The sequence below is a fragment of the Micromonospora sp. CMU55-4 genome, assembly GCF_011602315.1.
In the GTDB taxonomy this organism is placed as follows: domain Bacteria; phylum Actinomycetota; class Actinomycetes; order Mycobacteriales; family Micromonosporaceae; genus Micromonospora; species Micromonospora chalcea.
On record NZ_JAAOLH010000005.1, the window covers coordinates 319084 to 342648 of the forward strand.

Below are 23565 nucleotides of genomic sequence, written 5' to 3' on the forward strand. Positions count from 1 at the left end.
GCGAGACCGAACCCGCCCCGCCCAAACCGCCCGCCCTCGCCCTCGCCGCCGATCTTGGAGTTGTGGTGCCTCCCATAGCGGGGTGAGCCGGGCATACCAGGCGCCACAAGTCCAAGATCGGCGCGCCGAGAGGGCGGCGGGCGAGGGGCGGGCGGGGACGGGGAAGGCCGGCGCCCCGGGACGGGGTGCCGGCCTTCGCAGGGTGCGGGGCGGTCAGGCGGAGTAGCCGCGGCTGGCGATCCAGTGCGCCAGGTCGATCGTGGTGAGCCAGTACGACGGCAGCGACGGGTCGGCCGAGTCGGCGATCCGGACGGTCCGGCCGTCGTCCTTGTAGCCGATCACCGCGACGTAGTGGCCGCCGGGGAACGAGTGCCAGCCGCCGTTGGTGTCGGTGGCGGTGCCGGCGACGTTCGCGACGACCCCCCGGCCGTTGCTGATCGCCTCGACCACGTCGGCCTGGAGCCGGTCCATCTGGGCCGGGCTGGCCGAGCCGGGAATCATCCGGGTCCGGTACGGGTTGCCCTTGACCTGCTGGTTGAGCACGCGCGTGGTGTCCTCGGCCGAGTTGGTGCCCATCTCGGTGGTGCCGAGCGGGCCGGCGAGTGCGTCCTGGCTGCGCTCGATGCCGGTGGCGCTGAGCGCGTTGCGCACGGCGGCCGGGCCGCAGTAGTAGTAGTTGATCTGCGCCTGGTAGTCGTAGTCCAGCGTCTTGCTCGACGGCGGCTTCGGCGCGGCCTTGGTGACGTCCGGGTCCGCCGCGGCCTTCTTCGCCGACGGGGAGGCGCTGGGCGACTTGCTGGGCTCGGCGCTCGGCGACGCCGGCGGGACGACGATGCGCGCCTCGCCGCGGCTGGCGGGCTCGCCGAGCCGTGCGCCGAGTTCGGCGACCGAGGCGGTGTTCTCCTGCCGGACCGGGGCGTCCTCACCCGCGGCGAGGGCGGTGCCGGCGCCGGCGGCCAGCACGAGCGCCGCGGCCGATCCGGCGATGATCTGGTACGGGCGTTCGGTGGCGATCCGCCGCAGCTGACGCTTCAGGTGGTGCTTCACGAAATCCTCCACGGGGGGCGTGATCGGCACACGCCGGCCCGGCACGTGGAGGGGTTCACACGTGCTGGCAGGCCGGATGGGCCGGGGAACGGGTACGCCCGCGATGCCGGGCGCCCAGGGGCGGTTTGCCGGTCGCGTCAGGCGAGCGCGGGTACCGCGGAGCCGTGGAGGCGGGGGGACGATCGAGGGGTGGGCACGAGGATGGGACTCCTTCCGTGGCCGCCGACCGGGTTAGCTGACGGATTCGGGCGGGAAGTACGCCCTACCGCGGCAGTGGCCGCGGATTCACCCCGATGGTGCTCATGGTTCCCCGGTTCGTGATGACACGATTAGGCGGGTCGGCGCGGCGTCGCCTTCTGCGATCGGTTACCGCACCGGACGCGCCGACACTACCGGCGGGTACTGCCCCTGCCAAGCGCTCCCACCTGCGTAAACATGATCCCCGGTAACGGATTTCGGAACAGCCGGTTACTCACTTCACTCAATGGGACAAGCGGTGGTGACGGCGCCCGGGAGGCGAAAAGGGGACAGACGGCGAGCGCCTGACCGGCAATGGCGCGGCTCATTGGCCTGTTCTGCGCTCCACGCCCGTTTCGGCGCCGGGGGTGAGCCGGCTCACCACATTCCGGGTAACAATTCGGTCGCCTCAGCCGACCCGGGCCGGACGCCAGCGGGCGTTGCGGACGGACGCGCCGACCGGCAGGGGGATCGTCGCCACGCCGCGGGACACCGGGGCGGGCCGCACCGCCAGGGTGGCCGCGTACGCCTCGGCGGCGAGCGTACGGGCGGCCTCGGCGGCCAGTTCGGCGTCCCGCCACGCCTGCCGCTCCCGCTCGGCGGCGCTCTCCCAGCCGGCCCGGCGCCGGTCCCGTACGGCCCGGGCCAGCACGATCTCCTGCTCGGCCGGGTGCCGGCGCGGGTCCCACCCGTTGCGGCGCGCCAGCACGTCGGCGAGTTGCCGGGCGGACAGGTCGCCGCGCCAGTGCGCCGTCATGGCGGCGTGGTGCAGCCAGCGCTCCCGGGCCGCGTACTCCGCCGGGGTGCGCGGGGTGCGCGGGGCGGCCAGCGGGGCGGCCCCGGCCAGCCGGCGGGCGGCGCTGTCCGCCTCGTCGTACGCGGTCCAGGCGCGTTCCGCCTCGTCCTGCGCGGCCAGCCACCGTTCCCGGCGGCGACGGGCCGTCTGGGCGGCCCCGGCGGCGGCCACCGCCACCTCCTCGGCGTACCGGACGAGGTCGTCGCGGCGCGCGGCGTCCTGGTCCACCGGATCGGCGGCAGCCTCGGCGACGTCGTCGCGCTCGGGCCGGGCCACCAGCGCGGCGAGCAGGCCGAACGTGAGCAGCATCAGGAAGGACCAGATGGCGGCGGCCTCGGGGACCGCGGTGAGGAAGTGGTAGAGAGCGGTCTGCGACATGGTCGGCACCTCACGGGAAGAACCTGGCGGGAGACTCCGCACGGCCGGTCGGGGCGCGGCGCGAGGGCGCCGGGCCGGCGAGGGGCGGGTGCGGGATGACGTTCGGTGGGTGCGGTGACGGGCGCGGCCCGTGGGCGGATCAGCGGGCGGGCGGGGCCCGCAGGCCGACCGGCGCGGTGATCCGGCCGGCCGGGACCGGCTGCGGGTCGTTCGGGAGCGTGTCGGTGGCCCGTGCGGCGGGCGCGGGTGCGCCGTCGGGACGGGCCTGCCGCTCGGCGGCGCGGTCGGATTCCGGTCGCGGGGCGGCCGGCGTGCTCACGTACGCCGGGCCGGCTGGCGCGGCGGCGGCGGCCGGCAGCGTGGCCGCGCCGAACGAACAGGCGACGACCACGGCGAGACTGGCGAGCATCCGGGCGGTCCAGCGCGCCACCCACCACACGGGGCAGGTGAGCGCGATCGGAAGCACGGGTACAAATTACCGCCGAACCCCCACTGACGCACCGCCGCACGGCGTGTCGCGGACCGACCGGCCGGCGTGTGCGCGTGTCAGTCCGGGCGACGCCGCCCGGCGTACTCGATGTCCTCGGCCGGACCGGAGACGGACCGCGCGCCGCCGTCGGCGGCCGCGCCCTCGGCGGGCCCGCGCGGAGCCGGCACGGCCGGTGCGCGCGACGCCGCGCGGGACCGGCGGGTCGGGCCGAGCAGGCGCATCATCGGCACCTCCACCCAGCGGTGCAGCGCGGCGGCCAGCGCGAGCGTGAGCACCAGGAAGCCCAGCACCGCGAGCGGCCCCCGCCAGCCGGGCAGGCCGGTCCCCCAGTCCCCGGTCAGCCGCAGCACGGTGACCATGACCAGCACGTGCACCAGGTAGAAGGCGAACGAGACCTCACCGAGCCAGATCATCGGCCGGGACCGCCAGGGGGTGGGCCGGCCGCGCACGTCGGCGTCCGCCGCCGCGGCGATGATCAGCAGGTACGCCACGGCGAGCAGCGCCGCCCAGAACTCGGCCGGGATCCACAGCGCGGCGACCACCCAGGTGGTGACGAACAGGCCGGTGGCGACCGCGAGGTTCGGTCCGCGCCAGCGGTGGCGGCGCATCAGCTCGGCGGCGGCCACCCCCATCCAGAACTCCAGCGACCGGGTCACCGGGAAGATCTGGGTGAACCACCACCGCTGCTCCTCCGGCACGAGCTGCTGGCCCGGCCACAGCGCCAGGATGAGCAGCGGCGCCGCGACCAGCACGGTCCGCAGCACCCCGGTACGGGCCCGGCGCAGCCACGGCACCACCAGCGGCAGGCACAGGTAGAACGCCAGCTCGCAGGAGAGCGACCAGCTCACGTTGTTGACGCTGTAGAAGTAGCCGTTCAGCGGGATCCACGCCTGGACCAGGAAGAAGTTGCCGATCGCCGCCCACGGCAGGACCGGGTCGGCGAACCAGGCCGCGACCGCCAGCGCCGCCACGAACGTCACCACGTGGTTCGGGTAGATCTTGGCGAGCCGGCGGCGCAGGAACGTCCACGCCCGCTCCCCGTCCCGGTACGACCAGACCAGGACGAACCCGCTGAGGATGAAGAAGAACTCGACGCCGGACAGGCCGAGGCTGAACGCCTTGTCCACCACCGCCTTCAGGTGCGGCTCGGCGACGATCCCCATGGTCCCGGCGTGGAAACCGAAGACCAGCAGCGCGGCGATCCACCGCAATCCGGTCAGCGACGGCAGGCGCGGGGCACGGGTGACAGTCGGCGCGCTGGTCATTCCGGGCACCCTACCCCGGAGTACCGGGACGTTCCCGGCGAGCCGACGGCCGCCGGGTCACCCAGGGACGGCGGATAGGATTTCCGTTCCTGCACGCGCGGGCGACGCCCGCCGGCACGCCGTGCCGTACGGAAGGTGAGCGAACCGGATGCACCAGCGGATCCTGCTCCGCGCCCGCAAGGGCCCGTTCGACGTCCTCACGCCGGAGGAGACGTTCGCCGGCAACTGGATCGGGGACAACAGCGGAAACCTGGTCTTCAGCCACGCCGCGCACAAGCTGCTGGCCACCTCCGCGGCGGAGATCACCGCGACCCGCACCCCGGCCGACCCGCGCCTCGCCGACGAGATCAACGAGCGGTACGACGTGTTCGTCGTACCGCTGGCGAACGCCTTCCGTCGCAGCTTCGTGCACCGCCTCGCCCCGCTGACCCGGCTGATCGAACGGCTGAAGATCCCGGTGGTGGTGCTCGGTGTCGGCGTGCAGACAAACGTCGACGGCGACCGCGAGTACCTGCGCCCGATCGACGAGCCGGTGCGCGCGTTCTGCAAGGCCGTGCTGGACCGGTCGCACAGCATCGGCGTACGCGGCGAGGTGACCGCGAGCTACCTGAACACGCTCGGCTTCTCCGACGTGGAGCAGATCGGCTGCCCGTCGATGTTCCTGCACGGCGACACGTTCCAGCTGGCGAAGAAGCAGCCGGAGCTGACCGCCGAGTCGAAGGTCGCGCTCACCATCTCGCCGTACGTCCGCTCGATGGCCTCGGTGGTCCGCCACCACCACGAGCGCTACCCGAACCTGTGCTACGTGCCCCAGGACCTGCGGACGCTCGGCACCCTGCTCTACGGCGACGCGCCCGAGCACCGCGGCCAGAGCAGCGACATCCCGCTGCACACCTCGCACCCACTGTTCGTCGAGGACAAGGTGCGCATGTTCGTCGACCCGTGGACCTGGATGGACCACCTCTCCGGGTACGACTTCGCGTTCGGCACCCGTATCCACGGCACCATCACCGCGCTCGTCGCCGGCACGCCCGGCTACCTGTTCGCGCACGATTCGCGCACGCTGGAACTGGCCCGCTACTTCGACATCCCGCACCGGATCATGCGCGACGTGCCGGCCGACGTGGACGCCGCCGACCTCTACGCCGAGGCCGACTACACCGCGCTCACCGAGGGCCACAAGGCCCGCTTCGAGACCATCACCGCGTTCCTGCGCAAGCACGACCTCGGCATCTCGTTCGACGACGACGACAGCGCCGCCCGCTTCGACCAGCGGGTCCGCGAGACGGTGTTCCCGCCGGCCGTCCGGCCCGCTGCCACCACCCCGCCGGCCGAGCTGCTGACCCGCATCGAGCGGCTGCGCGACGAGAACGCCAAGCTCACCGGGACCATCGACGCGCTGCGCTCGCAGCAGCTCCGGGAGCGGATCAAGCAGGCCGTCCCGGGCAAGGTCCGCCGGATGCTGCGGCGCTGATCGTCGTACGCCTGTTCTAAACAGGGTACGATCGGCGGCGTGCCCGACGTCGCGTACCAGCCCTCGATGCTCGACCTGGCCGAGCAGGGCCCGACCCTGGGCCCGCTCGCCGGGGCAGTGCGCCGCCACGAGCTGAGCCGGGGCGCCTGGGTCGACCACCTGCCCGGCTGGGTCCGGGGCTCCGACGCGGTGCTCGACACGCTGCGCCACGACGTGCCCTGGCGGGCCGAGCGCCGCACCATGTACGACACCGCTGTCGACGTGCCCCGGCTGCTCTGCTGGTACGCCGCCGGCCGGCCGCTGCCGCACCCGGTGCTCACCGCGGCCCGCGACGCGCTCACCCGGCACTACGCGCCCGAGCTGGGCGAGCCGTTCGTCACCGCCGGCATGTGCCTCTACCGCGACGGGCGCGACAGCGTGGCCTGGCACGGCGACACGCTGGGCCGCTCCGCGCACACCGACACCATGGTGGCGATCGTCTCGTTCGGCTCCCCGCGCGCGCTGCTGCTCCGCCCTCGCGGCGGAGGCGGCGGCAGCCTGCGGTTCCCGCTCGGCCACGGCGACCTCGTGGTGATGGGCGGCTCCTGCCAGCGCACCTGGGAACACGCGGTACCGAAGACCACCCGCCCGGTCGGCCCCCGCGTCAGCGTCCAGTTCCGTCCCACCGGCGTCGCCTGAGCCCGGGGCGGGCCCACATCCGTGCTGGGCACGTGCTAGAAACAACTCCCAGGGTCGATCACGCCCCCGTCACCCGATGACGCGAAGGGCGACCGATGACCCAGTCCCCCACCTCCCGCTGGTCCCCGTGGACGCTGCACGGCGACGGCCGCCAGGTACGCCCCGGCGACGTGGTCGCGCCCGACGAACGGCTCTCCTGGCCGCGCACCGTCGGCGTGGGCGTGCAGCACGTGGTCGCCATGTTCGGCGCCACCTTCACCGTCCCGCTGATCACCGGCTTCCCGCCCGCCACCACGCTGCTCTTCTCCGGGCTCGGGACGCTGCTGTTCCTGCTGATCACCGGCAACCGGCTGCCCTCGTACCTCGGCTCGTCGTTCGCGTTCATCGCACCGGTGCTCGCCGCGAAGACCGACGGCGGCATCGGCGCGGCCCTCGGCGGCATCGTCGTCGCGGGCGTCGCGCTCGCGCTCGTCGGCGTGGTGGTGCAGGTGGCCGGCTCCCGCTGGATCGACGCGCTGATGCCGCCCGTGGTCACCGGCGCGATCGTCATGCTGATCGGCCTCAACCTCGCGCCGGTGGCCTGGGACGGCGGCGGCGCCGGCACCGGCGTGAAGGCGCAGCCGCTGATCGCCGTGGTCACGCTCGTCGCGATCCTGCTCACCACTGTGCTGTTCCGCGGCTTCGTGGCGCGGCTGTCGATCCTCGCCGGCGTGGTGGTCGGCTGGGTGCTCGCCGCGCTGACCGGCAACCTCGACCAGCAGGCCGTACGCGGGCTGCGGCAGGCCGCCTGGGTCGGCTTCCCCGAGTTCCACACGCCGAGCTTCGACGCGCGCGCCGTCGTGCTGGTCATCCCGGTGATCCTGGTGCTGATCGCGGAGAACGCCGGGCACGTCAAGGCGGTCGCCGCGATGACCGGCCGCAACCTCGACCGCGACATGGGCCGGGCGCTGCTCGGTGACGGCGTCGCCACGGTGCTGGCCGGCTCCGGGGGCGGTTCCGGCACCACCACGTACGCGGAGAACATCGGCGTGATGGCGGCGACCCGCGTCTACTCCACCGCCGCGTACTGGATCGCCGGCGGCACGGCGATCCTGCTCGGGCTGTGCCCGAAGTTCGGCGCGCTGATCCTGACCGTCCCGGCCGGCGTGCTCGGCGGCGCCACCACCGCGCTGTACGGCCTGATCGCCATCCTGGGCGCCCGGATCTGGATCGAGAGCCGGGTCGACTTCCACGACCCGATCAACCTGTTCACCGCGGCGGTGGCGGTGATCATCGGCGCCGCCAACTACACGCTGACCGCCGGTGACCTGTCGTTCAACGGCATCGCGCTGGGCACGGCGGCCGCCCTGATCATCTACCACGGGATGCGCCTGATCGCGCGGCTGCGCGGCACCACGCCCGAGTCCCGCCAGTCCCCCGACCCCGAACTCTGACCCCTCCCCTCTCCTCCCCTTCCGCCCGGCCCGGCCCGGCCTCGTTGATCATGAAGTTAGCGGCGCAAATTGTCCGACTCACACCCGCCAACTTCATGATCAACGGACCATTTGGCGCGCGATTGAGGCCGGCCCACGCGAGCGGGACACCCAGAGGGCCCGAAGTGCAAGATCGCGCGGGTGCCCCAGCGGCCCGACGCCCTCGCAGCCAGGGCCAGCCAGCCCTCAACCACGTCGATCATGAGGTTAGCGGCGCTCGGTGTCCGTTTTGTCGCCGCTAACCTCATGATCGACCGTGCAGGGCCGAGGTCTTCCGCCAAAACACCCGGAATGTGCCCCATTACCCTAGGGCAGCCCTGCCCCCGGAGTGCCCGGGCGCGTTGATCAAGGAGTTTAGGGACTGCGGAGAGCGCGAAAAGGCCGCTAACTCCTTGATCAACGCGCGATGGGGGTGCAGCCGGGCACACGAGCGCACGGATCCCGTCAGCAGCTCCGGGTGCCCGGCCCGCTGACGCGCTCACCTCGGTGATCAAGGAGTTTAGGGACTGCAGAGGACACGAAGAGTCCGCAAACTCCTTGATCAACGCGTCGGGGCGGGAGGGGGCGGTCTCCCGCCGCCCTCCCCCAGCTGGCTCGTCAGTCGCGATCGATGTGGTGACCCACCACCGTCGGGCCCAGCATCACGGCGAAACCGGAGCCGTCCCGGCGCGGGTCGGCCGGCGGCAGGTCCACCGGGTCGCCGGTCGCGGTCGCGCCCACCGGCCGCGGGCCGATCCAGGCCACCGACAGGTCCACCTCACCCTTGAGGAACCGCTGCGCGCGTACGCCGCCGGTCGCCCTGCCCTTCGCCGGGTACGCCTTGAACGGCGTCACCTTCACCGTGGCGCCGGTCGAGGTGACCACCATCGGCTCACCGTGCGCCGTGTCGTCGGTGCGGATCGCGCCGAAGAACACCGCCCGCGCCCCGGCGGGCAGGTTGATGCCGGCCATGCCGCCACCCTTGAGCCCCTGCGGGCGCACCACCGAGGCGGCGAAGCGCAGCAGCGACGCCTCCGAGGAGACGAACGCCAGTGTCTCGGCGCCGTCGGTCAGCCAGGTCGCGCCGATCACCTCGTCGCCGTCCCGCAACGAGATCACCTCGAACTCGTCGGAGCGGACCGGCCAGTCCGGCGCGCACACCTTGACCACGCCGGCCCGGGTGCCGAGCGCCAGCCCGGGTGAGCCCTGCGCGGACGGCCCCAGCGGGGCCAGCCCGACGACTGTCTCGCCCGGCTCCAGCGGCACCAGTTCCGCAGCCGACATGCCGCCACGCAGCGACACCGTGCCGGACTGCTCCGGCAGCACCGGCAACGGCAGCACGTCGATCTTGAAGGCGCGACCGGCGCTGGTCACCAGCAGCACCCGGCCCCGCGCGGTGGAGTGCACGATCGCGCGTACCGCGTCGTGCTTGACCCGGCCGCTGCGCCGGCGCGCCTCGGCGGCCTCCTCCGACTCGGCCGCGGTCCGCGCCACCAGCCCGGTGGCGGAGAGGATCACCTGGCACGGGTCGTCGGCCACCTCCAGCGGGCCGGCCGGCACCGAGGCGGCGAGCACCTCCTTGAGGTCGCCGTCGACGAGCGTGGTGCGCCGCGGCGCGCCGAACTGCTTGACCACCGCGGCCAGCTCGTCGGAGACCACCTTCCGAAGCACCTTGTCATCGTCCAGGATCTTCGACAGCTCCGCGATCTCGCCGCGCAGCTTCTCCTGCTCGGCCTCCAACTCCAGCCGGTCGTACTTGGTCAGGCGGCGCAGCGGAGTGTCCAGGATGTAGCTCGCCTGGATCTCGGAGAGCTTGAACTTCTGCATCAGGCCGTCCTTGGCGGCCTGGGCGTCCTCGCTGGCGCGGATCAGCTTGACCACCCGGTCGATGTCGAGCAGGGCGATCAGCAGGCCGTCGACCAGGTGCAGGCGTTCCCCCCGCTTGCGCTTGCGGTACGCGCTGCGCCGGGTCACCACCTCGTAGCGGTGCGCCAGGAACACGTCGAGCAGTTCCTTGAGCCCGAGCGTGCGCGGCTGCCCGTCCACGAGCACCAGGTTGTTCACGCCGAAGGACTGCTCCAACGGGGTGAGCCGGTAGAGGTCGGCCAGCAGCGCCTGCGGGTTCACGCCGACCTTGCACTCCACCACCAGCCGGGTGCCGTTCTCCCGGTCGGTGAGGTCCTTGACATCGGCGATGCCGGTCAGCCGCTTGGTCTTGTTCACCTCGTTGGTGATGGCCGCGATGACCTTCTCGGCGCCGACGCCGTACGGCAGCTCGGTGACGGTGATGGCCTGCCGGCCGCGGCTGCCCTCCAGCGGGCCGATCTCCACCCGCCCGCGCATGCGCACCACGCCGCGCCCGGTCTCGTACGCGCGGCGCACCTCGTCCAGGCCGAGCAGCAGCCCGCCGGTGGGCAGGTCGGGGCCGGGCACGAACTCCATGAGCTTGTCGAGCGTGGCGTCCGGGTGGTTGATCAGCCAGCGGGCGGCCTGGACGACCTCGCCGAGGTTGTGCGGGATCATGTTGGTGGCCATGCCGACCGCGATGCCGGATGCGCCGTTGACGAGCAGGTTCGGGAACGCCGCCGGCAGCACCGTGGGCTGGGTCAGCGAGCCGTCGTAGTTCGGCTCGACGTCGACGGTGTCCTCACCCAGCTCGCCGGTGAGCAGCATCGCCTCCCGGGACATCCGGGCCTCGGTGTAGCGCGCCGCTGCCGGGCCGTCGTCTGGCGAGCCGAAGTTGCCGTGCCCGTCGATGAGCGGGACGTTGAGCGAGAAGTCCTGTGCCAGCCGCACCATCGCGTCGTAGATCGCGGTGTCGCCGTGCGGATGGTACTTTCCCATCACGTCCCCGACAATTCGGGCACTCTTGACGTGGCCGCGGTCCGGCCGGTGGCCCTGCTCGTACATCGACCACAGAATCCGCCGGTGCACCGGCTTGAGCCCGTCGCGCGCGTCGGGCAGCGCGCGGGAGTGGATGACCGAGAACGCGTACTCCAGGTAGGAGTCCGAGACCTCGGTGACCAGCGGGTTGTCGAAGACGCGAGCGCCGGCCTGGTCGAAGGCGGCCAGATCCGCCTTCGCGCGGTCGTCCTTGCGGCGTGCCATGGTGCGGTTTCCTTCCGAGACGAACCCGTTGGTCAGGCGTCGATGGCGTCGCGGTCGACCCGGTCGGCGGAGTCGATCAGCCAGTTGCGGCGGGGCTCGACCTTCTCCCCCATGAGCAGTTCGAGGATCCGCTCGGCGGCGTCGACGTCGTCGAGCGTGATGCGGCGGACCGCCCGGGTGGCCGGGTTCATGGTGGTCTCCCACAGCTCGTCGGCGTCCATCTCACCGAGGCCCTTGAAGCGCGGGATCGGCGTGACGATCTGCTTGCCGGCCTTCTCCAGCTTGCGGACCGTCGCCTCCATCTCCGCCTGGGTGTAGGTGTAGACGGTCTGCGGGTTGCGCCCCTTCGTGGTGATCTTGTGCAGGGGCGGCATCGCCGCGAAGAGCCGCCCGGCCTCGATCAGCGGCCGCATGTAGCGGGCGAACAGCGTGATCAGCAGGGTACGGATGTGCGCGCCGTCGACGTCCGCGTCGGCCATGATGAGGACCCGGCCGTAGCGCAGGGAGGACAGATCGAACGTGCGGCCGGAGCCGGCGCCGAGCACCTGCACGATCGCGGCGCACTCGGCGTTGTCCAGCACCTGCTGGAGGTTGGCCTTCTGCACGTTGAGGATCTTGCCGCGGATCGGCAGCAGCGCCTGGTATTCGGAGGACCGCGCGAGGCGCCCTGTCCCGAGGGCGCTGTCCCCCTCCACGATGAACAGTTCGCTTCTCTCGATGCCCGCGGCCCGGCAGTCGACGAGCTTGGCCGGCATGGCCGCGCCCTCCAGCGCGGTCTTGCGGCGGGCGGCGTCCTTCTGCTGCTTCTGGGTGAGCCGTACCCGGGCCGCGTCGACGATCTTCTGGAGCACCGTCCGGGCCTCGGCCTTGGTGCGCCGGTCGTCCAGCCAGCTCTTGAGGTGCGCCTCGATCAGGCCCTGGAGCACCTTGGTGATGCCGGCGGTGGACAGTTCGTCCTTGGTCTGCGAGGTGAACTGCGGCTCCGGGATGCGCACGTGCACCACGGCGGTCATGCCCTCCAGGACGTCGTCCAGGGTGGGCGCGTCCTCCTTGGGCTTGAGCAGGCCGCGGGCGTTGCGGGCGGCGTCGGCGAGGGTACGCGCCAGCGCCCGCTCGAAGCCCTTGCGGTGGGTGCCGCCGTGGGCGTTGCGGATGGTGTTGGTGAAGCACTCGACGGTGCGCTCGTAGCCGGTGCCCCAGCGGAACGCCACCTCGACCTCGGCGCGGCGCTGCACGTTGGACTGCATGACGCCGTTGGCGTCGGCGGCGTTCTCCCGGTAGGTGCCCTCGCCGGTGACCAGCAGCGTGCCGGAGACCGGACGGTCGCCGGCCGGGGCGAGGTATTCCACCATGTCGGTCAGGCCGTTGGGGAAGTGGAAGCGTTCCTCGACCGGCTCCTCGCCGGTCTCGTCGCGCAGCCGGTAGGCCACGCCGGGGACGAGGAAGGCGGTGTTGCGCAGCTTGAGCCGAACCGCCTCGGTGTCGAGCGCGGCGCCGGTCTCGAAGTAGCGGGGGTCGTGCCACCAGCGGATCGAGGTGCCGGTGCGCTGGCCGCGCTTCATCGCGCCGACGATCTGCAGGCCGGGACCGGGGGTGAACGGCGCGTCGGGGCCGGCTCCGTCGAAGACGCCCGGCACGCCGTGGCGGAACGACATCGCGTGGATCTTGCCGCCGCGCCGGACGGTGACGTCGAAGCGGCGGGACAGGGCGTTGACCGCGGAGGCGCCGACGCCGTGCAGGCCGCCGGAGGTCTTGTAGCCGGAGCCACCGAACTTGCCGCCCGCGTGCAGGCGGGTGAGCACCAGCTCGACGCCGGAGATGCCGGACTTGGCGTGCACGTCGGTGGGGATGCCGCGGCCGTCGTCGTCGACCTGGACCGAGCCGTCGGCGTGCAGGATCACGTCGACAGTGGTGGCGTGACCCGCGACACCCTCGTCGGTCGAGTTGTCGAGGATCTCGTTGACGAGGTGACCCACGCCACGGCTGTCGGTCGAGCCGATGTACATGCCGGGGCGCTTGCGGACGGCGTCGAGGCCCTCCAGGTGCGTCAGGTCGTCGGCCCCGTAGAGCGTCTCAGGCTGTGCGGTCAACTGGTCGTACTCCCAGGTCTCGGCGGTGTGGTGCCGTTCACCGTGTGACTCCCCCACGATGATCGCCGGGCGCGGCGCGCCGGAGCGAGCCTAGCCGGATGCCCTGACAGGTCGGCGGTACCGGGGCGGTGCGTTGCGCGATCGGCCTCGCGGCCGGGTCCGCGCCGCCGCCGCGTACGGCGGTCCGGCGGGCGGACGGGGCGTCCAGGCGGCACAACGATCCGCACGCCCGATGTCTTCCCCGGCGACCCGTCGCAGGTGTCAGGGCATTGACGCCCGTCACACGCGCGTGATCTGATCGCCATCCCAAAGAATCTTTCACGTTTCGATGTCTGGGAGGTCGGGCATGTCCGTGTTCCGTCGTTCCGCGCTCGCGGCGGCGCTGGCGCTCGCCGCGGTGGCGTTACCCGCCGCCGCGGCGCCCGCCCAGCCGGCTGCCGCCGCGCTGCCCACCGCCGCGGTGGCGCTGGGAGACAGCTTCATCAGCGGCGAGGGCGCCGGGGCGTACGCGCCGGTGGTGGACGTCAACGGGGTGGCCCAGGGCTTCCCCGGCTGGTCCGCCGCCAACGCCAACGCCTACTTCTGCCACCGATCGCCGAACGCCTCGCTGTTCCAGGCGAACCTGCCCGGCATCTCCGCGCGGTTCAACCTGGCCTGCTCGGGCGGCCAGCCGTACGACATCGCGAACGCCTCGTCGACGCGGGCCAAGGGGCGGCAGGTGGCCGCCCAGCTCGACCAGCTCCGGTCGGTGGCCCGGACCCACGACATCGACCTGGTGCTCGTCGGCCTCGGCTCGAACAACAGCTCGTTCACCTTCGGCAGCGTGGCGGAGAAGTGCGCCAACCGGTTCATCGCCGACGCCTGGACCGGCTGGTGGGAGTTCTGGGCGTACCTGGGCGGGCCGGTGGAGCAGAAGCCGTGCACCGACGCCGACCTGGGCACCGCCGCGCAGTTCGCCGCCGCCACCGCGGAGACCACCACGGCGCTGCGGCAACTGCTCACCACGCTGGACGAGATCGACGCCGACGGCCAGCACCGGGTGGTGTTCCAGGACTACACCAACCCGCTGCCGTTCGAGCTGGAGCAGAGCTACTGGACCGAGGACAGCCGGGACGACACCCGGGACAAGTTCCGCGCGCTGGGCGCCGAGCGGTACGCGGCCGGGTGCCCGATCCACCGGGCCAGCCTGGCGCCCGGGCACCGTTTCTCGCAGGGGCTCGGCACGCTGGTCAGCTCGGTGCGCGGCACGCTCGCCAACGAGTTCCCGCAGGACGACCTGGTCTACCTGAACGTGCAGCGCGCGTTCGACGGGGCCCGGCTCTGCGAGTCGACCGGTAGCCCGGGCAACGCCCTGGCCACGCCGATCCGGCTGATGGACGGCCCGACCGGCACGTTCGTCACCAGTCTCTCCGGGTTCGACAAGCTCGACATCCAGCGGATCGCCAACGCCTGCGGCACGTACTTCCAGACCTGCCAGGAGTCGTGGCACCCGAACGCCGCCGGGCACAAGGTGCTCGGCCGGTGCCTGGCCGGGGCGGCGGCCACCGGCGCCCGTACCGTCTCCTGCGTCCGTGCCCCGGACGGCACGGTGAATGTGAGCTGAGCACGCCGGACCGGGCCGGGACGAACCGGCCCGGTCCGGCGTCAGGCCCGGATCGCGGCGCCGAGCACGTGCGGCGAGGCCGGGGCCGGCAGCCCGGTCGGCGGGAAGCGGAAGCGGTCCAGCGCGGTCACCTCGAAACCGGCGGCGCGGATCGCGGCCACCGTGTCCCGGGCGGTGTGGCAGCCGGCGCAGAACAGCGGCCAGAGCGTGGCGTCGGCCAGGCGCTGGGCCCGGCGCAGGCCGGGCGTGGCGGCCACCACGTGTTCGTAGAAGCGCAGCTCGCCGCCGGGCCGCAGCACCCGCCGCGCCTCGCGCAGCGCGACCGCCTGGTCCGGCACCGAGCAGAGCACCAGCGACACCACCACCGCGTCGGCGGCGCCGTCGGCGACCGGCAGTTCCTCGGCCAGCCCGGCGGCGACGGTGACCGGGACCGGGGCGCCCGGCGCGGCGGCGTGGGCCAGCGCGCGCAGGTGGGGTTCCGGCTCGACGGCGAGCACGCCGGTCACGCTCGCCGGGTAGTGCGCGAGGTTGCGGCCGTTGCCGGCGCCGACCTCGACCACCCGGCCGCGCAGCCCGGCGACCAGGCGGGCCCGGTGCCCGGCCACGCCGGCCTGGTCCATCGCGACGCTGGCGCGGGCGAAGAGCCGGGCGAAGATCGGATGGGAGACGGCCATCAGCGACCGGCCGGTGGCGCGCCGAGGCTGAGCAGGAGCGGGCCGGCGGATCCGTCGACCAGGTCGCCGAGGCGTACGCCGTCGAGCACGGCGAGGAAGGCGGCCTGGGCGCGGCGCAGCTCGCCGCGCAGCCGGCACTCCGCGATGAGCGGGCAGACCGGCTGCGCGCAGTTGACCACCTCGCCGTCGCCCTCGAAGGCGCGGACCACCTGGCCGACGGTGAGGTCACCGGCGTGTTCGGCGAAGGCGACGCCGCCGGAGCGGCCTCTGATGGTGACCAGGACGCCGATGCGTTGCAGCCGCTGCACCACCTTGGCGACGTGGCTGCGGGGCAGCGCGAGCCGGGTGGCGAGTTCGTCGACTGTGGCCCGGACCGGGGACGCGGCGGTGAGCATGGCGATCCGCAGCGCCATGTCTGTCGACCGGTTGAGCCTCACGCACCGACCCTAGCCATTCGGTGCCCTCGGCGACACAGGCAGATTCACGGTGACCCATGCCACCGCACTCCCGGGACCTTCGACCCTAAAAGAGGAATCCAGAAATCCTGTTTCGTGAGGATCGACCTGTTCGAGCCCCGGAAGGAGATTCGGTAGTGCTCACGGAATCCTCAGCAGCGATCGTGACCGCCACCCTGCCCGTCGTGCGGGCACACGGCGAGGCCATCACCGGCCGCTTCTACCAGCGGATGTTCGACGCCCACCCGGACCTGCTGGATCTGTTCAACCGGGGCAACCAGGCCACCGGCGCGCAGAAGGCCGCGCTCGCCTCGGCGGTGGTCGCGTACGCGGCGCACCTGACCGGCGACGGCGGCATGCCGTGGGGGCCGGTCCTGGACCGGATCGCGCACAAGCACGCCTCCCTCGGCATCACCGCCACCCAGTACCCGATCGTCGGCCGGCACCTGCTCGCCGCCGTCGCCGAGGTGCTCGGCGACGGCGTCACCCCGGAGGTGGCCGCCGCCTGGGACGAGGTCTACTGGCTGCTGGCCTGCGAGCTGATCGCCCGCGAGGCGCGGCTCTACGCGGGCGCCGGCGTACCGGAGGGCGGTCCGGTGTGGCGGGACTGGCGGGTCACCGGCCGGACCCGGGAGAGCGCCGACGTCGTCTCGCTCACCCTCGCGCCGGCCGGCGGCGGCGCCGCGCCCGGCTTCACCCCCGGCCGGTACGTCTCGGTCGCCGTCGACCTGGACGGCGGCCGGGGACAGCAGATCCGCCAGTACAGCCTCTCCGGCCGTCCCGGCGCCGACCAGTGGCGGATCACCGTGAAGCGGGTACGCGGCGAGGGCGGCGCGCCCGACGGAATGGTCTCCGGTCACCTGCACGACCGGGTCGCGGTCGGCGACACGCTGCGACTGAGCCCGGCGTTCGGCGAGGTTGACGCGGCCGGCGGCGACGGGCCGCTGCTGCTGGTCAGCGCCGGGATCGGGCTCACCCCGGCGATGGCGGCGCTGGCCCACCTGGCCGACCGGGATCCGGGACGCCGGGTGACGCTGGCGCACGCCGACCGCGCCGCCGAGGCGCACGCGCTGCGCCACGAACTGCCCGCGCTGCAGCAGCGGCTGCCGAACCTGGCCCTCCACCTCTGGTATCTGGACGCCGCCGGGGCCGACCTGCCCGGACTGAAGGCCGAGGTGTCCGCCGGACTGATCGACCCGGACCGGCTCGCGCTGCCCGCCGGGGTGACCGCGCACCTGTGCGGCCCGGTGGCGTTCATGAACCTGGTCCGGGCCAACCTGCTGCGCCGGGGCGTGCCGGGCGAGCGGATCGCCTACGAGGTGTTCGGCCCGGGGATGCTGCCGGGCTGACGCCCGGCGGCGAAACAGGACCTCCGTGGACCCGTTCTTCGGTACGGGGCACGCGTCGATGCCCTGGCCAGGGCCGCGAGCCTCCGCAGCGGAGCGGGCGGCGCGCGGAGAAGTCGACGATCTCCTGGTTAGGGGCGCAGGCCGAGGGTACGGGTCCCTCCATGCGCGTCCCCGGCATCAACGCGATCTTCCGGCCCCCACGGAAGCGGTGGACGCCGTCCCACCGGAAGCCGGGGCGCCGGCCACCCGCGTCGACACGCTCGTGGAGGCGGCGCGCCGGCTGACCGAGGGCGCCGACGCCGCGTACCGACTCGGCGCACGGGCACGCGAGGTGGCGAGTAAGCGGTCCGGTCCGGACCGATTCCTCGCCGACTGGGACCGGATCCTGGAGGACGAGAACATGCGCATCGCGATGATTTCCCAGCACGCCAGCCCGCTCGCCGCGCCCGGCGCGGAGGACGCGGGCGGCCAGAACACGCATGTGGCGGAACTCGCGTCCGCGCTCACCGTCGCCGGCCACGACGTCCGCGTCTACACCCGTCGTGACTCCCCCGCGCTGCCCGAGGCGGTCGACGCGCCCGACGGCTATCAGGTGTGCCACGTGCCGGCCGGTCCCGCGCGGCGGGTGCCGAAGGCCGACCTGCTGCCGTACACGGGCGAGTTCGGGGGCCGGCTGGCCGACACCTGGCGGCGCGGCGGCTGGACCCCGGACGTGGCGCACGCGCACTTCTGGACGAGCGGGCTGGCCACCGTGCACGCGAGCCGTCGCACCGGCGTGCCGACCGTGTTGACGTACCACTCGCTCGGCACGGTCAAGCGTCGCCACCAGGGCGTGCCGGACACCGGTCCACCGGGGCGCGCCGGTTACGAGCGGGCGCTCGGCCGGGCCGTGGACCGGGTCGTCGTGCAGTGCTCCGACGAGGTCGCCGAACTGGTCCGGATGGGCGTACCCCGGTCCCGGATGGCCCTCGTGCCGTCCGGCGTCAACGAGGCGGTGTTCCGCCCGGACGGCCCGGTCGCGCCCCGCGACCCGGCCCGCCCGCGCATCCTCACCGTCGGGCGGATGGTCGAACGCAAGGGCTTCCTGGACGTGGTCCGGGCGCTACCAGCGGTGCCGGACGCGGAGTGCGTGGTGGTCGGCGGCCCGCCGGCCCACCTGCTGCCCGCCGACACGTTCGCCCGCCGGCTGTCCGCGCTCGCCGACTCGTGCGGCGTGGCCGACCGGGTACGGCTGCTCGGCGGCGTGCCGCGCGAGGAGATGGCCGCCTGGTACCGGTCGGCGGACGTGCTCGTGGCCGCACCCTGGTACGAGCCGTTCGGACTCACCCCGCTGGAGGGCATGGCCTGCGGTGTGCCGGTGATCGGCACGAACGTGGGCGGCATCGCCGACAGCGTGGTGGACGGGCTCACCGGCGACCTGGTGCCGCCGCGTGACCCCCGCGCGCTGGGCACCGCGCTGCGGCGGCTGCTCGGCGACAACGTGCGCCGGTTCGCGTACGCCACCGCCGCGCTCGACCGCGTCCGCAGCCGGTACTCCTGGAGGCGCTGCGCGGAGCAGCTCGTCGCCGTCTACGGCGCGCTGACCACCGCGGCCCGGCCCGCACCGGCGGTGGCGTGAGGCGACCCCTTGCTACCCACCGGTAGGATTCGGGCCGTACCCTGATCCGGGTGAGCGGGGACTACATCCAGGAGTTCGTGGACGTCGACGGCGCGCGCATCGGCGTGCAGGTCTACCCGGAGCCGGCCGGTCCGCCCGGCGCGCCGGTGGTGCTGATCTGGCCCGCGATGGGTGTGCGCGCCCGCTACTACCGGCCGTTCGCCGCCGCGCTGCGCGAGGCCGGGCTCGCGGTGATCGTGGCCGACCTGCGCGGCACCGGCGAGAGCACCCCCGCGCCGTCGCGCGCCTGCCGGTACGGCTACCAGGAGATGGCCGCCGACGTCGGCGCCGTGCTCGACGCGCTCAAGCCCCGGCTGGACGGCCGCACCCGGCTGCTGCTCGGGCACTCCCTGGGCGGTCAGGTGGCGGTGCTGCACCAGGCGCTGGACGACGACGACCGGGTGGACGGGCTGGCCCTGGTGGCGGTGGGGCTGCCGTGGTGGCGGACGTACCCGGGTCTGCGCGGGTGGGGCGTGCTGCCGTACACCCAGGGGATCGCCGCGACGGCGCGGCTGCTCGGCGTCTGGCCCGGCTGGGGTTTCGGCGGCCGGCAGGCCGCCGGCGTGATCCGGGACTGGGCGCACACCGCCCGCACCGGCCGGTTCCCGGCGCTGGACGGGGTGGACACGGAGGCCGCCGTGCGGCGGATCCGCACGCCGGTGCTCGCGGTCAGCGTCGACGACGACCAGTACACGCCGCACGAGACGCTCGACCACCTCTGCGGGAAGCTGGCCGGCGCGCCGGTGACGCGGCACCGCTACACGGTCGCCGAGGCGGGCGCGCCGCTCGACCACTTCACCTGGGTACGCGCGGCGGCGCCGCTGGCCGCCCGGATCGCCGCGTTCGCGGGCACGCTCCCCCGCCGCTGAGCCGAGCCGGCACGCTCCCCCGCCGGTGAGCCACGCCCGGGCGTGAGTCGCCCGATCGTGGGTATGCCGCACCGCCCGAACACGGCGGAGGGGGATCTGATGTCAGAACGGCACACCACGCTGCGCTCGATGCACGACCTGGGCCTGGCGGCCTGGTTCGGCGGTTCCCTGATGGGGGCGCTGGGCGTGAACGGCGCGGCGGCGCGGATCAACGACACGACCGAACGGCTGCCGGTGGCCTCGGCCGGGTGGGCGCGGTGGACGCCGGTCAACGCGGCGGCGATCGGGGCGCACCTGGCCGGCGCGGTCGGTGAGCTGGTCACCGAGAGCCCGCGGATGGCCCGCCAGGCGGGCGTGGGGAAGATGAGCGCGGTGAAGACCGCGCTGACGGTCGGCGCGCTGGCGGTGACCGGTTACAGCCGGTTGGTCGGCAGGCGGCTGGAGCGGGCCGGCGGGCCGCCGGTCGAGGGGACCACCGAGCCGAACCACCACACCCCGGCGAACGTCGCCGCCAGCCAGCGGCAGATGAAGCTGCTCCAGTGGGCGGTCCCGGCGATGACCGGCGCGCTGGTCGTGGTGTCGGCGTACATGGGTGAGCAGCAGAAGCCGGGGCAGGTGTTCCGGGGCATGCTCGACCGCGCGGGCGGGCTGATGGCCGCGCCGAAGAACATCGGCAAGGTCGCCGCCGTGGGCGCGGCCGGCCGTCACCTGGTCGGGGCGACCCGCTGACCACCGCGCGGCCGACGACCCACATCGGGGTGGGTCGCCGGCCGCGCGGTGCACCGGGACCGGACCGGCCACGCCGGTGGCCAGCAGCCAAGGTGAGGTGACCATGACCAGCAGGGACCGCCCGGGTACGGGCGACGGGCGCGGGCCGGAGTCGGCCGCGCCGTGGGGCAGCACCGGCGGCTTCGACGCCGACCCGCCGTGGGGCGCGGGCGACGACGACCCGATGGACGAGGGCAGCGAGGAGACGGCGGTGCCCGAGGGACGGCTCGGTGAGCGCCGGGCGGCCGGCGCAGGACGGGGCGGGCCGAAGACGGGCCGGCACGGGTTCGGGACCATGGAACCCACCCGGACGCCGGAGGCCGGGCCGGGCGCGCCGCCGGACCCGGCCCCGTCGGCGCGGACGTTCCCGGACGACCGCGCGGACGGCGACCTCGGCGACAACGCGCTGGAGGAGGCGACCGGGATGCGTCCGGAGACGCGTCAGTGAGAGCTCAGGAGCCGGTACCGTCCTCGTCCGGGCTGCCGAGCGCGGACGGCTCGTTGTCCGGCACCGGTGACTCGGCCACCGGGTGCCCGGTGTCGTCGACCAGGCCCGGCGCCATGCTGCCGCCGTGCGCCTCCTCGGCCTCCCGGGTCGCCCGCGGGTCCCGCTCGTCCTCGTCGCGCCGCTGCTCCACCGATCCCCCTTCGCGGTCGTCCACGAACCCGGCGGTACCCGCAAGGAAGCCGGGAAAACCTCAGGCGCGCGCGGCGGCGGGCGCGACGCCGAGCAGGTCGGCCAGGCTCGCGGCGTCGCGCTGGGCCTGGTCGCCGCAGCAGTTGTTCATCAGCACGTGCAGTTCGGCGCACTGGTCGGCCAGCTCGCGCAGCAGCACCGACCAGTGCCGCAGCTCCCGCTCGCCGTAGGCGTAGCGGAACCGCTCCTGCTTGTCGCCGCTCTCCCAGGCCGTGCTGTGCCCGTGGAACCGGATCACGGCCAGATCGGTGGTGGCGACCAGGACCGGCGGCACCGAGGAGACGTGCCCCTGCGGCATGTCCACGCAGGCGTACCCGAGGTCGTGCTCGCGCAGGAACGTCACCGTCTCGGCCATCGCGTCCCCGTCGAACCAGGAGGAGTGCCGCAGCTCGACGGTGACCGGCCAGGGGCGGCAGCGGCGCGCGGCGTCCAGGATCCGCCGCCGGGCCGCGTCGCCGCGGGCCAGCCACGGCGGGAACTGCAACAGCACGGCGCCGAGCCGGTCGGCCGCCGCGAGCGGCGCCAACGCCGCGTGGAACCGGTCCCACAACTCGTCGTACGCCCCGGCGGGCAGGTCGCGCCAGCGGATCCGGTTCGGGCCGCCGGCCGGACGCAGATCCTTCGGCAGCGCGTCGATCGGGGTGTGGTGGCCGGTGAACAGGCGGAACGCCTTGACGTCGAAGGTGAATCCGTCCGGCGTCGCGGCCGCCCAGCCCGCCGTCGTCTCCGGCGCCGGCACCGCGTAGTACGACGTGTCCACCTCGACCAGTCCGAAGCGCTCGGCGTAGAAACCCAGCCGGCCGGCGGGCGTGTTGACGCCGCGCGGATACCACCCGGAACGGACCAGCATCTGGTCGGCCCAGGAGGACGTGCCCACCTTGATGACACCCATGTAATTCAGTTCACCGCGACCGCCGGACATCGGCAACCGGAGATGCCGTGCGGGCCCTGACCGGCACCGGGGTGACCGGCCTCACCGGCGTTCCGCCGCGCCGAAGTGTGACGCGGGGCCGGGTGGCGGCGCTGAGGGTCACGAGATGGACGCATCCGGCCTGGACCAGGAAACCGTCGAGCGGCTGCTCGCCGGCCGCCCCGGCGACACGTCGTCCGCTCCGCCGGGGCTGGTGGCCGTACTGGCTGCGGTCCGGACCGCGCCCGGCACGGGCGAACTCGACGGGGAGGCGGCAGCCGTCGCGGGGTTCCGGGAGGCCCGGCGGGCACGCCGTCGCCGCCGCGTCCGCTTCGGCGTCCGGGTGGCCGTGTCCGCGCTCGCCGCGTCCCTCACCAGCGGCGTCGCGCTCGCCGCGACCGGCAACCTGCCGCACGCCGCGCGCCCGGCGGCGACGCCGGTCGACGCCGCGCCGCCCGTGCCGTCGGCCCGCCCCGCCCGGCCGGCCCTCTCACCGGCTACCCGGGCGGCGCAGCAGTCCGCGCCGCCCGGACTCTGCGTCGCGTACCGGGCCCTCGCCGAAGCGGACCGGGGACGCGCCCTGGCCACCCCCGCGTTCAGCGACCTCGTCGCCGCGGCCGGGGGCCACGAGCGCGTGCCGGACTACTGCGCCGCGCTGCTGGGCGACGACGACCCGCCGGGGAAGGCCGACGGCGGGCGGGGCGGCGGCAGGTCCGCTCACCCGGTCCAGCCGTCGGTCGGGCCGCCGGGGGCGGACGTCCTCCCGCCGGGGCAGGCGAAGCGGCCCGATGGCACCCCGCCCGGGCGGCGTACCGGCTGACGACCGGCTGGTAACTTGTGCCTCCGTGACCCCCCGGCGTCGCCGACCGGCGATCCTTCTCCGCCTCGCAGTGGTGCTCGCCGTGCTGGCCGGCATCGTGCTCACCGCGCTCGGCCCGGCCACGCTGACCGGCCTGCTGCCGTACTTCACCATCCAGAGCAACGTGGCTGTCGGCGTCCTCGCCGGCTACGCCGCCTGGTGCGCGCTGCGCGGCCGGCCGGAGCCGCCGAGCGTCCTCAAGGGAGCGGTGACCCTCTACATCACCATCACCGGCACGGTCTACCACCTGGTGCTGGCCAACCCGGCCAGCCCGTTCGCCATGGCGCAGCCGGACCGGCAACCGGGCGAGTGGTGGGGCAACCAGTTCCTGCACACGGTGGTGCCGCTGCTGGCGATCGCCGACTGGGCGCTGTTCGACAGACGTGGCCGGTTGCGCCCGCGCTACGCCGCCTGGTGGCTGGCGTTCCCGCTGGCGTATCTCGGGTTCGCGCTGGTACGCGGACTGGTGGTGGACCGCTACCCGTACCCGTTCCTGGACGCGGGCCAACTCGGCTACGACGGCGTGACGGTGAGCGCGATCGGGTTCGCCCTCGCGTTCTGGCTGCTGGGACTGCTGTTCGTGGGCGTGGACCGGCTGCTCGCCCGGGCCGGGACGGCGCAGTCCCCGCCGTCCGCGCCCGCGTCGGCCGACCCGCCGGCGCCGGTCCGGCCCGCCTCGCGGGAACCCACCGGCTCGGGCTGACGGACGC

General features: G+C 73.8%; 21 protein-coding genes and 1 riboswitch. Of the genes, 11 read left to right on the top strand and 10 right to left on the bottom strand.

Translation table 11 applies throughout. From position 1 onward, the window contains the following. Positions 1-213: 213 nt before the first annotated feature. The 4 genes from HA073_RS12335 to HA073_RS12350 all read right to left on the bottom strand — a co-directional run bounded on the left by HA073_RS12335 (position 214) and on the right by HA073_RS12350 (position 4213). Positions 214-1047, bottom strand: coding sequence for a C39 family peptidase (locus tag HA073_RS12335; RefSeq protein ID WP_166456411.1), 834 nt, complete (start codon positions 1045-1047; stop codon positions 214-216). 205 nt (positions 1048-1252) lie between these two features. Further along, positions 1253-1393, bottom strand: a riboswitch (cyclic di-AMP (ydaO/yuaA leader). A gap of 300 nt (positions 1394-1693) precedes the next feature. Then, complete coding sequence (locus HA073_RS12340; protein WP_166456412.1) at positions 1694-2458, bottom strand: hypothetical protein; 765 nt, start codon at positions 2456-2458, stop codon at positions 1694-1696. Between the two features lie 139 nt (positions 2459-2597). After that, positions 2598-2924 carry a hypothetical protein gene (locus HA073_RS12345; RefSeq protein ID WP_166456413.1) on the bottom strand — a complete coding sequence of 109 codons (327 nt, stop codon included), beginning with the start codon at positions 2922-2924 and terminating at the stop codon, positions 2598-2600. Between the two features lie 80 nt (positions 2925-3004). After that, complete coding sequence (locus HA073_RS12350; RefSeq protein ID WP_166456414.1) at positions 3005-4213, bottom strand: acyltransferase; 1209 nt, start codon at positions 4211-4213, stop codon at positions 3005-3007. A gap of 148 nt (positions 4214-4361) precedes the next feature. Between HA073_RS12350 and HA073_RS12355 the strand changes: the two genes are divergently transcribed. The 3 genes from HA073_RS12355 (at position 4362) to HA073_RS12365 (ending at position 7798) form a co-directional block, all read left to right on the top strand. Next, positions 4362-5687: a polysaccharide pyruvyl transferase family protein gene (locus tag HA073_RS12355; RefSeq protein WP_166456415.1), complete on the top strand. Its 1326-nt coding sequence runs from the start codon at positions 4362-4364 to the stop codon at positions 5685-5687. A gap of 66 nt (positions 5688-5753) precedes the next feature. Further along, a complete protein-coding gene (locus HA073_RS12360; protein WP_064447542.1) occupies positions 5754-6365 on the top strand; it encodes an alpha-ketoglutarate-dependent dioxygenase AlkB in 612 nt (203 codons plus the stop codon). A gap of 95 nt (positions 6366-6460) precedes the next feature. Continuing rightward, positions 6461-7798, top strand: a complete 1338-nt coding sequence (locus tag HA073_RS12365) for a uracil-xanthine permease family protein (RefSeq protein ID WP_166456416.1) — start codon at positions 6461-6463, stop codon at positions 7796-7798. Positions 7799-8434: 636 nt separating this feature from the next. On the opposite strand, the gene HA073_RS12370 is transcribed toward HA073_RS12365, so the two are convergent. Continuing rightward, a complete protein-coding gene (locus tag HA073_RS12370) occupies positions 8435-10924 on the bottom strand; it encodes a DNA topoisomerase (ATP-hydrolyzing) subunit A (RefSeq protein WP_166456417.1) in 2490 nt (829 codons plus the stop codon). Between the two features lie 32 nt (positions 10925-10956). Then, complete coding sequence (locus HA073_RS12375) at positions 10957-13071, bottom strand: type IIA DNA topoisomerase subunit B (RefSeq protein WP_176722910.1); 2115 nt, start codon at positions 13069-13071, stop codon at positions 10957-10959. Positions 13072-13360: 289 nt separating this feature from the next. On the opposite strand from HA073_RS12375, the gene HA073_RS12380 reads away from it, so the two are divergent. After that, the gene (locus HA073_RS12380; RefSeq protein WP_043325125.1) at positions 13361-14617 is read left to right on the top strand and encodes a hypothetical protein; all 1257 of its coding nucleotides are present in this window, start codon (positions 13361-13363) and stop codon (positions 14615-14617) included. 41 nt (positions 14618-14658) lie between these two features. Here the strand turns inward: HA073_RS12380 and HA073_RS12385 are convergent, their stop codons facing one another. Together HA073_RS12385 and HA073_RS12390 are read right to left on the bottom strand one after the other, a co-directional pair. Next, the gene (locus tag HA073_RS12385; RefSeq protein ID WP_043325126.1) at positions 14659-15291 is read right to left on the bottom strand and encodes a class I SAM-dependent methyltransferase; all 633 of its coding nucleotides are present in this window, start codon (positions 15289-15291) and stop codon (positions 14659-14661) included. Next, on the bottom strand, positions 15291-15728 hold the full coding sequence (locus HA073_RS12390; protein WP_064447467.1) for an Rrf2 family transcriptional regulator: 438 nt from the start codon (positions 15726-15728) through the stop codon (positions 15291-15293). Before HA073_RS12390 ends, HA073_RS12385 begins: the two co-directional genes overlap by 1 nt. Positions 15729-15883: 155 nt before the next feature. Between HA073_RS12390 and HA073_RS12395 the strand changes: the two genes are divergently transcribed. The 5 genes from HA073_RS12395 (at position 15884) to HA073_RS12415 (ending at position 20837) form a co-directional block, all read left to right on the top strand. Further along, positions 15884-17095 carry a globin domain-containing protein gene (locus HA073_RS12395; protein ID WP_104115110.1) on the top strand — a complete coding sequence of 404 codons (1212 nt, stop codon included), beginning with the start codon at positions 15884-15886 and terminating at the stop codon, positions 17093-17095. Positions 17096-17495: 400 nt separating this feature from the next. Continuing rightward, the gene (locus HA073_RS12400) at positions 17496-18713 is read left to right on the top strand and encodes a glycosyltransferase (RefSeq protein ID WP_113973412.1); all 1218 of its coding nucleotides are present in this window, start codon (positions 17496-17498) and stop codon (positions 18711-18713) included. 50 nt (positions 18714-18763) lie between these two features. Then, complete coding sequence (locus HA073_RS12405) at positions 18764-19621, top strand: alpha/beta fold hydrolase (protein ID WP_166456418.1); 858 nt, start codon at positions 18764-18766, stop codon at positions 19619-19621. 99 nt (positions 19622-19720) lie between these two features. Continuing rightward, on the top strand, positions 19721-20350 hold the full coding sequence (locus HA073_RS12410) for a hypothetical protein (protein WP_043330386.1): 630 nt from the start codon (positions 19721-19723) through the stop codon (positions 20348-20350). A 103-nt stretch (positions 20351-20453) separates the two neighbouring features. Next, entirely contained in the window at positions 20454-20837 is a 384-nt protein-coding gene (locus tag HA073_RS12415) for a hypothetical protein (protein ID WP_069090037.1), read from the top strand. Between the two features lie 4 nt (positions 20838-20841). On the opposite strand, the gene HA073_RS12420 is transcribed toward HA073_RS12415, so the two are convergent. Next, a complete protein-coding gene (locus HA073_RS12420; RefSeq protein WP_043325129.1) occupies positions 20842-21051 on the bottom strand; it encodes a hypothetical protein in 210 nt (69 codons plus the stop codon). 36 nt (positions 21052-21087) lie between these two features. Continuing rightward, positions 21088-21978 (bottom strand): DUF72 domain-containing protein, encoded by an 891-nt coding sequence (locus tag HA073_RS12425; RefSeq protein ID WP_043325130.1) that lies wholly within the window; start codon positions 21976-21978, stop codon positions 21088-21090. Between the two features lie 145 nt (positions 21979-22123). On the opposite strand from HA073_RS12425, the gene HA073_RS12430 reads away from it, so the two are divergent. Then, on the top strand, positions 22124-22816 hold the full coding sequence (locus HA073_RS12430) for a hypothetical protein (RefSeq protein ID WP_166456419.1): 693 nt from the start codon (positions 22124-22126) through the stop codon (positions 22814-22816). A 25-nt stretch (positions 22817-22841) separates the two neighbouring features. Further along, a complete protein-coding gene (locus tag HA073_RS12435) occupies positions 22842-23558 on the top strand; it encodes a Pr6Pr family membrane protein (RefSeq protein WP_043325131.1) in 717 nt (238 codons plus the stop codon). Positions 23559-23565 lie beyond the last annotated feature (7 nt).